A 15,747-nucleotide genomic window follows, 5' to 3' on the forward strand; every position below is an offset into this window, starting at 1 on the left:
TATTTATAACATGAATTTAACTTATTTAACGGATGAAGCCATGAGAGCTAATCACAAGAATGACTTAACGTTAGGATAAAGCATTCTTATGATTATACGAGGAAATAATAATCTAGAAAAATATATTTAAAATAAATCAAAAGAAAGCAGCCTAAGTTTAGGCTGCTTTTATTAGTTTGATAAAACCCGTGAAAGGAAGGCTTGGGTACGTTCATTTTGGGCGTTATCAAAAATTTCTTCTGGCGTGCCTTCTTCAACAATGCAGCCTTCGTGAATGTAAATTACACGGTCTGCTACTTCTCAGGCAAAACCCATTTCGTGAGTAACTACCAGCATAGTCATGCCTTCTTTAGCTAGGTCACGCATTACATCAAGCACTTCGCCAACCATTTCTGGGTCTAGGGCTGAGGTGGGTTCATCAAACAACATTAAACGCGGCTCCATTGCTAAGGCTCTGGCAATGGCTACACGCTGTTGTTGGCCGCCTGAAAGCTGCTCTGGGTGTTTGTGTGCTTGGTTGGCAATGCCTACCCTTGCTAATAGTTTGTCTGCTAGCTTGGCTGCATCCTGAGTGTTTTTATTTCTTACCTTTAAAGGTGCCAGCATGATATTGCGCTGCACGGTTAGGTGGGGAAAGAGATTGAACTGTTGGAACACCATTCCTACTTCTTTGCGAATGGTGTTAAGTGCCTGCTGGCTTTTACCCTTAGGCTCTAGCTTATGACCATCTACCTTGAGTTCGCCTGAGTCGTATTCTTCTAGGCCGTTGATGCAACGAATTAAAGTCGATTTTCCTGAACCACTAGCGCCAATAATAACCAGCACTTCACCTTGAGTTACTTGTAAGTCGATATCTTTAAGCACATGCAGCTGCCCAAAGTGTTTGTTAAGTTTTTCTATGTTAACAATGTAAGGCATGGAGTTACCCTTAAACTGCAGACTTGCTGCGGTGTTCGTAAATGCGTAGCAGTAAAGAAAGTGATAGCGTAATACCTAAATAAATAATGGCTACAGCAAAGTAGACTTCAAAGGCTGTGAAGGTGTTTGCTATATAAACCTGCCCTTGGCGTACCAATTCACCCACGCCAATGACTGAAAATAGCGAAGTGTCTTTAATGCTAACTATGGCTTGATTACCTAGTGGTGGAATCATTCGCCGAAAGGCTTGTGGCCAGGTGATATACCAAAAGGTTTGTACCCGTGTTAAGCCAAGTGAAAGCCCTGCTTCTTGTTGGCCTTTGGCAATGGATTGCACACCGCCACGTACCACTTCTGAAATGTAAGCACCTGAGTTAAATGCTATGGCAACTATGGATGCGGTTACTGGGTCTATTGGTGCGCCAATTAAATCGGGCAAGCCGTAAAAGATAAATAGCACCTGAACTAAAATGGGTGTGCCACGAAAAATTTCAATATAGGCTGTGGCTGGCCAGCGGAAGTACCATTTTTTATTAAGGCTGAGTAACCCAAAGAGTATGCCTAATAAAAAACCTATAACTAAACCGCCAAAGGAAATCATTAGGGTGTAAGGTAGACCTTTTAAAAGAAAAGGCACTGAATTGAATGCTGCTTGCCAGTCAAACTCGAACTGGTTATCCACGTGATTAGGCTCCGTTAACTATAAGAAAAGGCCGGATTAACCGGCCTTGTACAAATTTATTTAGTTTCAGGCATTGCACCGAACCACTTTTCGTAGATATTTTTATAAGTACCATCAGCTTTTATTTCAGCTAAAGCTTGGTTTATTTTTTCAACCCAAGGGCTACCACTAACCAGTGCTATACCGTACTGCTGGCCTTCATATAAAGGGCCTGTAACCTTGGTACGGCCTTTACCTTTGGTGCTAGAAAAGTAGCCAACATTGGGTGCGTCATAAAAAACTGCATCGATAGCGCCAGACATTAATGCCATATACATATCTGAACTGCCTGGGTAGGGGGTAACACCACTGCCCTCACCTAGCTTTTCAATTAAAAAGTTGTAGCTGGTGCTACCAATTTTAGTGCCTACTTTTTTTCCTTTTAGGTCTTCTACGCTTTGTACTTGGTTGTTATTAGAGCGTACAAGAATACGCAAGCCTGAGTCGTAGTAGGGGTCTGAAAAATCGACTACCTTTTCTCTTTCTTCAGTAATGGTGATACCCGCTAAGGCGATATCGGTATTACGGGTTTGCAAGGCGGGAATAATGCCGTTGAAATCCATGGTTTTAAGGTTGTATTCAAAGCCTGCACGCTTGGCAACTTCGGCTAGAATGTCCATATCAAAACCTATCATTTCACCCGTTGCTGGGTCCATCATTTCAAAGGGTACAAAGCTGGGGTCTGTTAAAGCTTTTAAAGTGGCTGCGTTAGCTAGGGTTGTTGCAAAGGTGAAAGCTACACCTAAACCTAGTGCTTTTATCCATTTTGTAGGCATCTTAGCTCCTTTCTCAGAGACCGCTTGGAAGTTGCCAAGGGCTCTTGTTCTTATTTTAAAAAATTCTGCCGAAACAGTCGTTTTATTACGATACTATGAAGCGGCAGGAGGTTAAAGGTTTAGTGTAAAAAAAGCCTTGTCAAACTATTAATAATGCTTGAAAAATTGGCAGGCGAGTTGCTACAAATAATTCTGCATAACGCTGCATTTCTGCTAAGTTTTCACCTTCTTCATTAATCGCTTCACCGTCTTTTATTAAGCTTTGACCTAATTCTTTTAAGTAGAACCAAGCCTTTTTTGCCATAGCTGTGGGTGTTTGCTCGCCATTTATGTAAGCAGAAATTAATAATTGTTCAATGCGGCTAGCACTTATTCCGCCGCCTAATAATGGACTGACTAAATAGCTAATTTCGCTGCCGTTGCAGGCACCATTTAAAAGGTAGTTGTTTAAGCGTTGACTGCTTTCTTTTACCTTGGCAACGGTTTCTTCATTTTGCACTGCTGCTAAGCAGCCACGACCTGCTAGCACTACTATTGCCTGAAACATTTGAGTAAAAGAAATTGCCTTGCTGGCTAACTGCTGGTGTAACTCGCCTAAGGTGATAGGTTGGTGATTAGAAAGAAGTTGAATGATGGGTAGATAAATTGACTCAGTCATACTAACTTCGCCCTGACTGGCCTGAAACTTCATTGAAATACTGTTGGGGGGAACTACTAACACGCAAGCGAATTGACGCAGCCTAGTTAGCTGTTGTTGTGGTAATAGGCGGCGTCCACCTTTTACCCAATAGTCACGACGGAATTGCTGATTAACCATAAAATCTTTCGTTGTTTCACGAAGCTGCGGGTCATTCACCGACTGCAATAAGGCTAGTTGTTCTTGAGAAAAATTTATTTCGTCTACATGGTCTAGCAAATTGGCAGAACAGGCGTAGCTTAGCTTGGTGGGCGCTAGCCAATCTTTAACACTAGAAAAGCTCATAGGTTGCCAGTCTCGGTTAAAGTATTCGTGAGCTAAGTATTGGCGGTTTTGTTGTTTAAGGTTTTTAATACGCTCCCCCACTTGGGGATTAGCGCGGGCATAAGCTGGACTAGCAGCTAACAGTTTTTCTGTAAATAGGAGTGATTCATCAATACGCCCTAAAATACCCTGCCCTTCAGCACCAACTAGTTCTGCGTGTTCTGTCATTAGGTAGCGCACCGGTGCAAACGCGCTCCAACCTGGTAGGGTGTTGTAGCTAATATAGACAACACCACCAACTTTTAGCTTTTTACGAATAAATTCAACAAGGTGGTTGCGGTTTTCATCACTTATCCAACTCCAAATACCATGCAAGCCTATGTAATCAAATTCTGGTAAATCTGGGCGGTTAACAAACTCGGCAAAACTGTCATCTACTAGGTCTACTTTAGCACCTGAAGCAGCAGCTAGTTCATGCGCATGAGCAGTTTGCGCTGGGTTAAAATCGTTACCGTGCCAGTGCACCAGTGAACCCGCAGCATGAATATTAGTGCTTAAACCTTGGCCAAAGCCTAGCTCGCAAGCATAACCTACCTCTGGCGGAATAATGCCACTATTAAGAAATGCTAGTTTAAGAGCAAGCGGGTTAAGTTCACTGTAATAGCCAAAGGTGTAGCCTATATCGGTGACATAACCACTAGTCCAGTCGTTTAATTCATTCATGCGCTTTTCCCTTAAAAGGTGTTAGGTTTAATTTTTGCTAGTGTAATAAATAAAGAGTAAAGCAGTTGTTAAGATTATTCAGCGACAGAATCGACATAATGAGTACATCTAGCATTGCTTCCTACTACTTACTTAAATATATTGGAAACAATAGAAGGCTTGGTTGCTTGTACTCAAGACGTACACTAAATTTTAGTATCTATAAAACCCTAAGGTCATTTATCAAACACATAAAAAAACAACAGATCAATTTTTAGGCACAGTTTGGGCACAAAAGCGTCACAGGAATATTTTTAACTAGACATAAAAAAAGGCAGATCAATCTAAATGATTGATCTGCCTTAATAAATCTTGGTAGCGGGGGCTGGATTTGAACCAACGACGGTTATGAGAGTGATGAATCTAAACCCTTTTAAAAGGTTTAAAATTGACTAAAAGTGTCTTAATCCACCATATTAGGGCGTTTTTTTAGAAAAGCACCTGCCAGCTCGAAGTACATTAAAGTTGGTTAAAGCTCTTTGGTTGCGTCACAGGGTTTGTAAAAAAGAAATGACCTTCGGTCTGTTTTGATAAGTTTAGTACTAGTTAAGCAGGTTGTTACACTACTCTTAAATGCGGCCTGCGCACATTAACAAGTACGTATACTATTGAACTAGAAGATTGAATCTTTGATGTTTGGTACCAAATGCTTTGTACTTAAACGGTATTTTTGCAAGCGGCTGCTCGGCTTATCAGGGATAGTCATCTCAATATAAGCAAGGTTAAGTAGTGCTTTACTTGCTTGTTTAGCTCACCCGACACACTTTTATGTCCTAAAAAACCTGCTAGTTAAGACTTGCTGAGAGGCTTGTTTTGTAACAGCAACATAATTTTAGCTGCTAATGCTTACTCTTGCCGCTGGTCAAGTGCTTGCTTGTAAATTGGTGTTGCTGTTTCTGAGATTTTAGCACTCAAAGTTTCAGCAATAATGCCCAGCATGATTTTACAAAAGGTGCACTATCAGTTTGCGTTGTGCTAGCAGAAATAGCGCCATAGTATCCTTCTTGGTGCACAAAAACTAAAGATTCAATTGGTAAATTGGCAAACAATGGATTCCATTTAGCTAAAATTAGGCTTTACCAGATACGCCCGATACTGCCATTACCATCGGCAAAAGGATGGATAAACTCAAGCTCATAGTGGAAAGTGAACTGATTATGCCTAACTTTATAGTATGGCATAAAATGTGGTTACGTTGAGCTCCGGCGGTATCGGTAAAACTCAGCTAGCCATCACCTTGGGTTATTTAGCAATCCAAGACAAAATAAAGGTAAGGTTTATTATTGCACCTGATTTACTGCGACACATAAGTTAAAAAGCTATTTGCAGCATGTAGTAATAAGCTACTGATTATTGATGATATAGGGTATTTACCCTCCAGACGTGATTAAGCTAATTATTGTATTGTGATTGCAAAGCGTTATGAAAAAGGCATCTCGCTTTTTAATAGCAAGTCAAGAGTATAGGCCCAATCAAACTGAGCTAACTTTTTGCGCTGAAAAAAAATTTGCAGTTTTTTTTGAGCTTAATTTTTTTAAAATATAACTACTCCATCATCGATGAGGCTTCTTGTAAGATGCGATCTGATGCTCTTTGAATATGTGCAGCTAAAGCTTCACAAGCTTCTTCACTTCGACGGGCAATAGTTAACTCATAGATAGTTTCATGTTCTTTCCAAACTTTCTGGTCAGGTGAGGTTTTTTGGATACAGACTCTACGAAAACGGTCTGTGACACGACGAGATATCTGGCTGAACTCTAAAAGCATTGCAGACTGGCAACCACCAACTAATGATTCGTGAAAGCGATGATGATGTTTTTCCCATTGCGCTACAGTGCCATCTTCCCAGACTGATTGCTCTATCTTGTTTAATTTCCAAAAACTAGAAACGACACTAGCTTCCCAGTCGTCACCACCTTTTTCAATAGAGATGCGTAAACATAGTGTGCCAAGCGCAATACGTGCACGAGTAGCATCGATGAAGTGGTCACGTAAAAGAGGGGCTACTTTATGTCCACGCTGTCCTACCTGTTCAACTAATCCTTCACTTGATAGTACAGACAAGCTTTCACGAATAGGACTTAGGCTTACCTGAAACTCATCACTGAGTTCTTGTAGACGTAAGTAGTCACCTGGTTTCTTGCGTCCAGTAAGAATGTCATTACGTAAATGGTTAGTCAGATCGTTGGCTAGAGAGCGTCTTAGTGTGCTTCGAGTGTTTTTTAAAAGTATGGGCATAGAATTATTTGTCCTTATTTTAATTTTGATGATCATAGGTGAAAACAATACCCAAAGCCAAGATTTGCTTTGTGCTGGCTTTGGTAATAATAGCATCTATCAGAATAAGTGTATGATATAATCCTTTACATAATCTACTATTGACAGTGTGTTATACCGTCTGTTAGTTTTCATATTAATTCTAGTCATCTCCTGCGATGGATGTAGGAGTGTCCACCTTAAGCGAGGATGAAATATGAGTATAGCTAGCCCTGAAATTGGCAAATCATTAACTGTTGAAGGGGTAAATATTAATTTCCATGATGAGGGGGAGGGTGAGCCAATTTTGCTTATTCATGGATCAGGTCCAGGGGTAACAGCATGGGCTAATTGGCGTACGATTATCCCTGAGTTAGCTAAGAATAATCGAGTTATTGCACCAGATATGGCAGGTTTTGGTTATACCCAAGCACCGGCAGATTTTTCTGCAACTTCAGAAAGCTGGGTGCGTCAAGTTATAGGTTTGTTAGATGCATTAGACCTAGAGAAAGTAACTATTATAGGGAATTCTTTCGGTGGAGCTATTGCATTAAAAACAGCGAGTTTAAATCCAAGCCGCGTTAATAAATTAGTTTTAATGGGCTCAGTGGGTGTTAGTTTCCCGATTACTAATGGGTTAGAGAAAGTATGGGGTTATGAGCCATCACCTGAAGCAATGAGTGAGTTGTTACATATATTTGCTTACGATCAGTCAATCATTAGTGATGATTTGGTTGAAATGCGTTATCGGGCAAGCATTAGAGCTGATGTACAAGAGCGTTTTTCAAGTCTGTTTCCAACACCTCGTCAAGAAGGTGTCGAGCGTTTATCACTTAGCAATAAAGAGCTACTCAAGATAGAGCAGCCGACAATCATTATTCATGGAAAAGATGATCAGGTGATCCCTTTTGCTGTATCTAAAATTTTAGCTCAGCGTTTACCAAATGCAGAGTTATATCCAATTGATCAGTGTGGACATTGGGTACAAATTGAAAAAGGTAAAGAGTTTCTCGATATCGTAAAGCCGTTTCTCTCTCAACATAAAGCTAGAAAATAAAAAAGTATAAAAATAGGAGATTTACATGAAAAAATTAAGCCTTGAGGGGCGTTGGAGTCTTTTATCTTGGCGTCAAGAATACGATGACGGGCGTGTCGTTTTACCCATGGGTGATAAAGTCAGTGGCTTTGCCGAATACCGTGATGGTCGAGTCACTATAATGGTTATTGATGACACTCGTGCACCTTTTACAACTGGTGGACAGTGGGATTCTGACAATAGGGAAAAAGCACATGCCTATGAAACCAGTTTGTTTTACACAGGTACTTACCGAGTTGACGGCGATAGTGTCTTTCATGATATAGAGATTGCATCCTTCCCTAACTGGAAAGGGGTTACTCAAAAACGTCAAGTATGTTTAGAAGACGATAGTCTAAAACTAATTGCCCGACTAGAGGAAGGGTCTCCTGAGGCGAGGAAAGCAATTTTAGAGTGGCGACGTATGACTCCAAAAAACAAAAAAGAGGTGTAATAAGATGCAGATCTTATCTTTAGGTTACCTTGGTATTAATGCAGAAAACCTTTCTGATTGGGAGGACTACGGTACCAAATTACTTGGCTTACAAGCAGTTGATAAGTCAAATAAAACAACAGCTTTTCGTATGGATGATCGCAGGCAGCGTCTTTATGTAGAAGAAAATGGTAAATCATCTTTACAGTATTTTGGTTGGGAAGTACTAGATAGTGCAGCACTACAAGGTATAGCAGCAAAAGTAGAAGCTGCTGGAATAACTGTTCATCACGATAATGGTATTTTAGCACAACAGCGATTTGTTCGTGAATTAGTTTGGTTCTTAGATCCAGGTGGTAATAGGATAGAGATATTCTATGGAGCTGAAATAGCTAGTGAAGCTTTCAGCCCTGGTCGTGATATCGGTGGATTTCGCACCGGTGTACATGGTCTTGGTCATGCTGTATTGACCTGCAAAAGTTTAGAGGATCTATTGCCTTTTTATACCAAAATATTGGGTTTTGGTATTTCTGACTATGTACTACAACCCTTCAAAGCTTATTTTCTTCACGTTAACCCTCGTCACCATAGTCTAGCCTTGGTTGAAACTGGTGAGAAAGGAGTACACCACATCATGATGGAGCTAATGCAGTTTGATGATGTCGGCCATGCCTATGATTTAGCTGACCATCGAGATGAGGAGATAGGTGTAACCCTAGGTCGACATACCAATGATTATATGACTTCTTTTTACACTTACTCACCTTCTAAATTTATGGTTGAGTACGGTTGGGGTGGTAAAGAAGTTGATCCTCGTAATTGCCAACCTTTTGAGTTGGTTGATGGTCCTAGTATTTGGGGGCATAACCGTAGTTGGTTAAGTGATGAAGCTAATGCTATAGCACGTGAACAGCAAAAGCGTAATGCTGAGATAGGACTACGTCAACCTATGCAAGTTTTACCAGGCAATCACTTTGAAATGCCTACAAACTGTGAATGGTGGGAGAGTTTTCTTCGTAGCAAAAAATAAATACTCAGGGTAGAAAGAAACTAGCTACCTAAACAACAATAATAGAGGTTAATAAGATGAAAAAGATTATTTCAGGTTTGGTTTTGGGTTGCTTAGCAATCATGCCACCACTAGCTGCAATGGCAGCTGACCACAAACTAATTATTTCTAGTTGGGCATCACCTCAGCACGGTATTAATGCAAAAATGTGGCCACGTTTTATTGAAATGATTGAAGAAGCGACAGATGGTCGTGTAACTGCTGAGTTGAAGTTGGATTTAGGGCCACCGCCTGCACAAACTGACTTAATCCAAGATGGTATTGCAGATGTAGCAATCATTGCACACTCATATCAACCAGGGCGTTTTCCTAGCACTAAGCTTGCAGAGCTACCTGGTTATACAGCTTCCACAGAAGCTTTATCTGCAGCGTATTGGCGTGCTTATGATAAGTATATGAAAAAAGCTAATGAACACCGTGGATTAAAATTATTAGCTCTACATACCAATGGTGCAGCACAGCTTCATTCCAACAAAAAAGTGACTCAACTGAAGCAAGTCGAAGGTATGAAGTTGCGTAGTACTGGTGACGCTATGGCTAGAATGTTAAATGAATTAGGCGCTAGTGGTATTCAAGTACCCGCTCCCAAAGTCTATGAAACTTTATCTTCTAATGCTGCAGATGGTGTCTTAATGCCACTTGAAGCTCGGGTTGGCTTTCGTCTAACAGAGATAGCTCAAAATGCTTATACGATGCCTGGTGGTTTTGGGCGTTTTTCATTCGCTTTTGTTATGAACGAGGATGTTTTTAATGCTTTACCTATCGATATTCGACAAAAGCTAGATGAGAAAGTATTTGGTGAGCCGTTAAGTCGTGAGCTAGGGCGTATTTGGGATGAGATTGATGAGGTTGGCATAATAGGTACTTTGGAAACAGAAGGTAACACTATTAATGCTGCTAACAAGTCAGATCAGGCTGAATTTGTTCGTAAGACTGCGAAAGTTACTCAAGATATTATTAATGAAGCTAAAGCAAAAGGTATTAATACTGAAGCTGTAGTTGAAATATTAAAAAATGCAGCTAATGAAAAATAATTAGATTTATCCCCCGATTCAATAAGTTGATTAAGCATTTAAGAGTCGGGGATAAAAGCTTATTTAATTAGGTTAATGGAGGGCACGGTGATGTTGTTGTTACTAAAAAGACTGACCCGTTATACTGATTTTATGTTAATGCTCCTAGCTTCTATTGCACTTTTTTCAATGATGTTAATGACATTTTCAGATGTCATGATGCGATCTTTATTTAACGCACCTATTCAGGTTTCTACTGAACTAACACGTGTTTTCATGGCAATAATGGTGTTTTCTTCATTGCCAGTCATGATGGTTCGTCAGGGTGCTATTTCTGTTGATTTATTAGATACATTGTTCCGCTCCTGGGGAGTTGAACGCGTTCAGCTAGGTTTAATTGATATCTTTATTGGCATTGTTTTGTATTGGCCAGTACAACGCTTGTGGGTGCTTGTTGAACGAACGCATAGTTATGGTGAGGTAACTGAGTTTTTACGTCTTCCACAATATTGGGTACTTGGTTTTATAACCTTTGCAGTTGCAATTACAGCTATAGCAACGTTGGTCAAAGGACTTTTAGTGTTGTTTGGTAAGGTTCCTGGAGGCAAAACCAATGTTTGAAGCATTGATAGGTTTATTTTGCGTACTAGTTCTAGCGTTCCTACGTGTGCCTATAGCTTTTGCGATGGGATTTATCGGAGTGTTAGGTATTGCACATGAGCGTGGTGGTATGTTTGAGCTTTCTTCATATATTCCCGCTGTATCTATGGCAGCGCGCCAGATTTCAGATACTGCACAGGACTATGGTCTTTCCGTTATTCCTTTATTTGTATTGATGGGTTTGCTTATTAACAAAGGTGGTTTAAGTCGTGAGCTTTATGCTGTGGGAAATACCTTCCTTGGTCATATGCGTGGTGGTTTAGCTATGGCAACAGTTGTTGCTTGTGGTGGATTTTCGGCAATTAGTGGCTCATCACTAGCTACAGCTGCAACTATGTCAAAAGTAGCGATTCCAGAAATGCGACGCTATGGATATTCAGATCAACTTTCAACAGCTTCAGTTGCTGCTGGAGGTACTTTAGGAATTTTAATTCCACCTTCTGTTATTTTAGTTATTTATGGATTACTTACTGAAACTTCTATAGCCAAGTTATTTATTGCTGGTATTGTTCCAGGTTTGATAGGGATTATATTTTACTTGTTAGCAGTACGTTGGACAGTGTTTTTTAAACCTGAATCAGGTCCTAGAGGTAAAACACATAGCTGGCGTGAGCGCGGTAAAGCTTTGGTATCAGTTTGGGCTGTGGTATTACTCTTTGTCATTATTATTGGTGGACTGTATGGAATTTTCGACTTTGAACCACTTAATTTAACCTTTTCACCCACTGAAGTTGCTGGAATAGGTGCCATGGGTGCTTTATTAATTGCGCTTTCCAGAAGACGTTTAAGTTGGGTCGATACTTTAGAAGTGCTGCGAGATACTTCTTTAACTTCTGCTGGTTTATTTCTTGTTTTAATTGGAGCAGCGTTATTTTCTAATTTTATGAATTTGGCAAACCTACCAGAGATTTTAGTAAGTTTTGTTAATAGCCTTGGATGGCCATCCTTGGCTATTATTCTAGTTATTGCTTTGATTTATATCGCTTTGGGATGTGTGTTTGAAAGCTTGTCACTATTATTATTGACGGTACCTATTTTCTTTCCAGTAATTACCCAGTTAGGTTACGACCCAATTTGGTTTGGTATCTTTGTGGTAGTAGTTACAGAGATAGGCATGATTACACCACCAATTGGTATGAATGTATTTATTTTACAGTCAGTGGTTGGTGATATTTCAACGGGGACAATATTTAAAGGAGTAACTCCATTTTGGGTTGCGGATATTTTACGCCTTGCATTGATTATTTTTGTTCCTGGCATTGTTCTAGTGTTGCTATAAACCTTAAGTGAGAAATTAATGAATAATGAACTTATTCAAAGCTGTGGTGATGAGCTGTACCAAGCCATGGTTAATCGTCAAGCGATTCGCCCCTTAACCGAACGCTTCCCTAACATTAGCGTTGAAGATGCCTATCAAATTTCACTGCGCATGTTAGAGCTACGCCTTGCTGCAGGTGAAAGCATCATTGGTAAAAAAATTGGTGTTACCTCTAAAGCTGTGCAAGACATGTTGAATGTTCACCAGCCTGATTTTGGTTATTTAACCGACAAAATGGCCTTTAGCCAAGGCGAAGAAATGCCCATCAGCCAACTGCTGATGCAGCCAAGAGCTGAAGGTGAAATTGCCTTTATCCTTAAAAAAGACTTAATGGGCCCGGGTGTGACTAATGCCGATGTATTGGCTGCCACTGACTGCGTTATGCCCTGCTTTGAAGTGGTGGACTCACGCATTGAAAACTGGGAAATCAAAATTCAAGATACCGTCGCTGACAACGCTTCTTGTGGTTTGTTTATCCTAGGTGACCAAGCCATTAGCCCAACAAAAGTTGATTTAGCTACTTGTGGCATGGTGGTAGAGAAAAATGGTTCGGTGATTAGCACCGGAGCAGGCGCAGCTGCCTTAGGTAGCCCTGTTAACTGCGTTGCTTGGTTGGCTAATACCCTCGGTCATTTTGGTATTCCACTTAAAGCAGGCGAAGTGATTCTTTCTGGCTCATTGGTACCGCTAGTGCCAGTAAAAGCGGGTGATCATATGAGCCTCAGTATTGGCGGTATCGGTAACGCTTCTGTGCGTTTTGTTTAAACCACATCCAATCAAGCAGAAAAAGCGAAATAGATATGAGCAAAAAACTTAAAGCAGTGATTATTGGACCTGGTAATATCGGCACCGATCTACTGATGAAAATGCAGCGCTCCGAGTGGATAGAACCCGTTTGGATGGTGGGTATTGACCCGACCTCTGAAGGTCTAAAGCGTGCTGAGGCCATGGGCATAAAAACCTGCTCTACAGGTGTGGATGGAATTTTAGAACACATTATTACAGATGACATTCGTATTGCCTTTGATGCCACCTCAGCCTATGTGCACGCTGAAAACAGCCGTAAATTAAATGAGCTAGGAGTGATTATGATTGACCTGACTCCTGCTGCCATCGGCCCTTTTTGTGTGCCACCGGTGAACTTGGTTGAGCAGACCAAAAACCTAGCCATGAACGTGAATATGGTCACCTGTGGTGGGCAAGCCACCATTCCTATGGTCGCGGCTATTTCACGTGTGCAACCAGTTGAATACGGTGAAATTGTTGCCACCGTTTCTTCACGCTCAGTAGGGCCTGGTACACGCGTTAATATTGATGAGTTCACCCGTACCACTGCCAGCGGTGTAGAGCAGGTGGGTGGTGCTAAAAAGGGTAAGGCAATCATTGTTATTAACCCTGCCGAGCCACCTTTAATGATGCGTGATACCGTGCATTGCCTAACTGAAACCACGCCAGATCAAGCAAAAATTACTGAATTAATCCACGCCATGGTTAAAGAAGTACAACGCTATGTACCGGGTTACCAATTAGTGAATGGCCCCATCTTTGATGGTAATCGTGTGTCTTGTTTTATGCAGGTCGAAGGCCTAGGTGATTTCTTACCTAAGTACGCCGGCAACCTTGACATCATGACCGCTGCGGCACTTCGCACCGCTGAAATGTTTGCTGAAGAAGCGGCTAATAAAACCATCACTTTGCCAGCACGCGGCTAGGGGAGATATAAGATGAATCTGCAAGGTAAAAAAGTCACATTGCACGACATGAGCCTGCGCGATGGTATGCACGCTAAACAGCACCAAATCTCCATTGAAGAAATGGTCAGCATTGCTAAAGGCTTAGATGAAGCCGGTATGCCGATGATTGAAGTCACCCACGGTGATGGATTAGGCGGCGCTTCGGTTAACTACGGTTTTCCTGCCCACAGCGATGAAGAGTATTTAAAAGCCGTTGTACCACAAATGAAACAGGCCAAAATTTCAGCTTTACTACTACCGGGTATCGGAACAGTAGAAAACTTAAAAATGGCCAGTGATTGTGGTGTCACCAGTATTCGTGTGGCCACCCACTGTACCGAAGCCGACGTTAGCCAGCAGCACATAGGTCTAGCCGCCAAAATGGGCATGGACACGGTGGGCTTTTTAATGATGGCGCACATGGTTAAACCAGAAAAAATCCTGGAACAAGCTAAGTTAATGGTGGAATACGGTGCTAACTGTATTTATGCCACTGACTCAGCGGGTTATATGCTGCCTGATGATGTGACTGAGCGTATTGGCTTACTACGTAAAGAATTACCCAAAAACATCGAAGTGGGTTTTCACGGTCACCATAACCTAGGTATGGGCATTGCTAACTCACTGGCTGCCATTGAAGCGGGCGCTAATCGCATTGATGGATCAGTGGCAGGTTTAGGTGCGGGTGCGGGTAATACACCGCTCGAAGTTTTTTGTGCAGTGCTTGACCGCATGGGTGTAGAAACCGGTGTTGATTTGTTCAAAGTTATGGATGTGGCCGAAGATTTAGTCGTGCCCATGATGGATCACCCGGTTCGGGTTGACCGCAACGCACTCACCTTAGGCTATGCCGGTGTGTACTCCTCTTTTCTGCTTTTTGCTAAACGTGCAGAAGAAAAATACGGCATCTCCGCTCGTGATTTACTCGTTGAACTGGGTCGTCGCGGTACCGTGGGTGGACAAGAAGACATGATTGAAGACCTGGCACTGACCATGGCAAAAGAACAAGGGTTAATCTAATGGAAAATACAAACAAACTCACTAAAGCACAAATTGATGAGTTAGCGACCTACTGTGAAGATGCAGAGCTTAAGCAACAAGAAATTATTAAGGTCACCGATAAATACCCGGAAATGACCTACCGTGATGCCTTTGATGTGCAGTGGGAAGTACGCCGCCGTAAAGTGGCACGTGGTCATAAAATTGTTGGTATGAAAATGGGTTTAACCTCTTGGGCAAAAATGGCCCAAATGGGTGTAGAGCAACCTTGCTATGGTTACCTAGCCGATTACTTCAGCGTTCCAGAAGGCGGTGAAATCAAGATGGATGAATTGATTCACCCCAAAATTGAAGCAGAAATTGCTTTTGTTACCAAAGCACCACTTAAAGGCCCAGGTATCCATATTGGTGATGTGTTAAGAGCCACTGACTTTATTATTCCAGCGGTAGAAGTGATCGACTCACGTTACAAAGATTTTAAGTTCGACTTAAAAAGTGTGATTGCCGACAACTCCAGCTCTAGCCGCTTTATTACCGGTGGCCGCATGGCACGCTTAGAAGATGTTGATGTTAAAAACCTAGGTGTTGTTATGGAAATTAACGGTGAAATTGTAGCTACAGGTGCCGGTGCCGCAGTCTTAGGCCACCCAGCTGCTTCTGTTGCCATGCTGGCCAATATGATGGGCGAACGGGGTGAAGAGATTCCAGCAGGCACATTCATTATGACCGGCGGTATTACAGCGGCAGTAACGGTCAACCGAGGTGACTCAATCAATATTCGTTACCAAGACCTAGGCAGTATTACTGCAAAGTTTGTTTAGTAATTTTAGTTGTTTAGTGAGTAAGCATTAACTAAAAAAAAGGCTATGAGCCTATTGGCTTGTAACCCTGTTTAAAAATACTGAAAGATTTATTTTGGAGCTAACATGCCTATTGCACAGCTGTATATTTTAGAGGGGCGTAGTGGTGAAGTTAAAGAAGCACATATTCCAGCAACCGGCTAGTAAAGTTAACGAACTGACCCCACTGCAGTGGAAAGAACGATTTGCCGAC

General features: G+C 41.5%; 16 protein-coding genes and 2 pseudogenes. 11 read left to right on the plus strand and 7 right to left on the minus strand.

All coding sequences use genetic code 11. The features are described 5' to 3' along the window. Nucleotides 1-171: 171 nt before the first annotated feature. The 6 genes and pseudogenes from H571_RS14625 to H571_RS16330 form a co-directional block, all read right to left on the minus strand. Nucleotides 172-918 (minus strand): annotated as a pseudogene (locus tag H571_RS14625) (amino acid ABC transporter ATP-binding protein). A gap of 10 nt (nt 919-928) precedes the next feature. Continuing rightward, nucleotides 929-1,600, minus strand: coding sequence for an amino acid ABC transporter permease (locus H571_RS0107500; RefSeq protein ID WP_027848759.1), 672 nt, complete (start codon nt 1,598-1,600; stop codon nt 929-931). Nucleotides 1,601-1,656: 56 nt separating this feature from the next. Next, on the minus strand, nt 1,657-2,415 hold the full coding sequence (locus H571_RS0107505; protein ID WP_027848760.1) for a transporter substrate-binding domain-containing protein: 759 nt from the start codon (nt 2,413-2,415) through the stop codon (nt 1,657-1,659). A gap of 139 nt (nt 2,416-2,554) precedes the next feature. After that, a complete protein-coding gene (locus H571_RS0107510) occupies nt 2,555-4,099 on the minus strand; it encodes a class I SAM-dependent methyltransferase (protein WP_027848761.1) in 1,545 nt (514 codons plus the stop codon). Nucleotides 4,100-4,751: 652 nt separating this feature from the next. Then, nucleotides 4,752-4,856 (minus strand): annotated as a pseudogene (locus H571_RS16325) (Fic family protein); the annotation flags it as partial. 358 nt (nt 4,857-5,214) lie between these two features. Beyond that, on the minus strand, nt 5,215-5,319 hold the full coding sequence (locus H571_RS16330; protein ID WP_211219781.1) for a Fic family protein: 105 nt from the start codon (nt 5,317-5,319) through the stop codon (nt 5,215-5,217). A 5-nt stretch (nt 5,320-5,324) separates the two neighbouring features. On the opposite strand from H571_RS16330, the gene H571_RS16335 reads away from it, so the two are divergent. Then, the gene (locus H571_RS16335) at nt 5,325-5,453 is read left to right on the plus strand and encodes an ATP-binding protein (protein WP_084482746.1); all 129 of its coding nucleotides are present in this window, start codon (nt 5,325-5,327) and stop codon (nt 5,451-5,453) included. 230 nt (nt 5,454-5,683) lie between these two features. Here H571_RS16335 and H571_RS0107525 read toward each other — a convergent pair whose 3' ends face one another. Then, on the minus strand, nt 5,684-6,376 hold the full coding sequence (locus tag H571_RS0107525) for a GntR family transcriptional regulator (protein ID WP_169445765.1): 693 nt from the start codon (nt 6,374-6,376) through the stop codon (nt 5,684-5,686). Nucleotides 6,377-6,611: 235 nt separating this feature from the next. Here H571_RS0107525 and H571_RS0107530 point away from each other — a divergent pair, with 235 nt between their 5' ends. The 10 genes from H571_RS0107530 to dmpH all read left to right on the plus strand — a co-directional run bounded on the left by H571_RS0107530 (nt 6,612) and on the right by dmpH (nt 15,515). Next, nucleotides 6,612-7,451, plus strand: coding sequence for an alpha/beta fold hydrolase (locus tag H571_RS0107530; protein ID WP_027848763.1), 840 nt, complete (start codon nt 6,612-6,614; stop codon nt 7,449-7,451). A 25-nt stretch (nt 7,452-7,476) separates the two neighbouring features. Beyond that, entirely contained in the window at nt 7,477-7,923 is a 447-nt protein-coding gene (locus tag H571_RS0107535) for a lipocalin-like domain-containing protein (protein ID WP_036217891.1), read from the plus strand. 4 nt (nt 7,924-7,927) lie between these two features. Further along, on the plus strand, nt 7,928-8,932 hold the full coding sequence (locus tag H571_RS0107540; RefSeq protein WP_027848765.1) for a VOC family protein: 1,005 nt from the start codon (nt 7,928-7,930) through the stop codon (nt 8,930-8,932). Between the two features lie 56 nt (nt 8,933-8,988). Further along, on the plus strand, nt 8,989-10,005 hold the full coding sequence (locus H571_RS0107545) for a TRAP transporter substrate-binding protein (protein WP_027848766.1): 1,017 nt from the start codon (nt 8,989-8,991) through the stop codon (nt 10,003-10,005). Nucleotides 10,006-10,095: 90 nt separating this feature from the next. After that, on the plus strand, nt 10,096-10,605 hold the full coding sequence (locus H571_RS0107550; RefSeq protein WP_027848767.1) for a TRAP transporter small permease: 510 nt from the start codon (nt 10,096-10,098) through the stop codon (nt 10,603-10,605). Further along, nucleotides 10,598-11,923 carry a TRAP transporter large permease gene (locus H571_RS0107555; protein ID WP_027848768.1) on the plus strand — a complete coding sequence of 442 codons (1,326 nt, stop codon included), beginning with the start codon at nt 10,598-10,600 and terminating at the stop codon, nt 11,921-11,923. The genes H571_RS0107550 and H571_RS0107555 overlap by 8 nt, the downstream gene beginning before the upstream one ends. Before the next feature lie 18 nt (nt 11,924-11,941). Then, nucleotides 11,942-12,727 carry a 2-oxopent-4-enoate hydratase gene (gene dmpE, locus H571_RS0107560; RefSeq protein WP_027848769.1) on the plus strand — a complete coding sequence of 262 codons (786 nt, stop codon included), beginning with the start codon at nt 11,942-11,944 and terminating at the stop codon, nt 12,725-12,727. A gap of 35 nt (nt 12,728-12,762) precedes the next feature. Continuing rightward, nucleotides 12,763-13,674, plus strand: coding sequence for an acetaldehyde dehydrogenase (acetylating) (locus H571_RS0107565; RefSeq protein ID WP_027848770.1), 912 nt, complete (start codon nt 12,763-12,765; stop codon nt 13,672-13,674). 12 nt (nt 13,675-13,686) lie between these two features. Continuing rightward, nucleotides 13,687-14,715 carry a 4-hydroxy-2-oxovalerate aldolase gene (gene dmpG / locus H571_RS0107570; RefSeq protein ID WP_027848771.1) on the plus strand — a complete coding sequence of 343 codons (1,029 nt, stop codon included), beginning with the start codon at nt 13,687-13,689 and terminating at the stop codon, nt 14,713-14,715. Continuing rightward, on the plus strand, nt 14,715-15,515 hold the full coding sequence (dmpH, locus tag H571_RS0107575; RefSeq protein WP_027848772.1) for a 2-oxo-3-hexenedioate decarboxylase: 801 nt from the start codon (nt 14,715-14,717) through the stop codon (nt 15,513-15,515). Before dmpG ends, dmpH begins: the two co-directional genes overlap by 1 nt. The last annotated feature ends 232 nt before the right edge of the window (nt 15,516-15,747 follow it).

The sequence above is a fragment of the Marinospirillum minutulum DSM 6287 genome, assembly GCF_000422325.1.
GTDB classification, from domain to species: Bacteria; Pseudomonadota; Gammaproteobacteria; order Pseudomonadales; family Halomonadaceae; genus Marinospirillum; species Marinospirillum minutulum.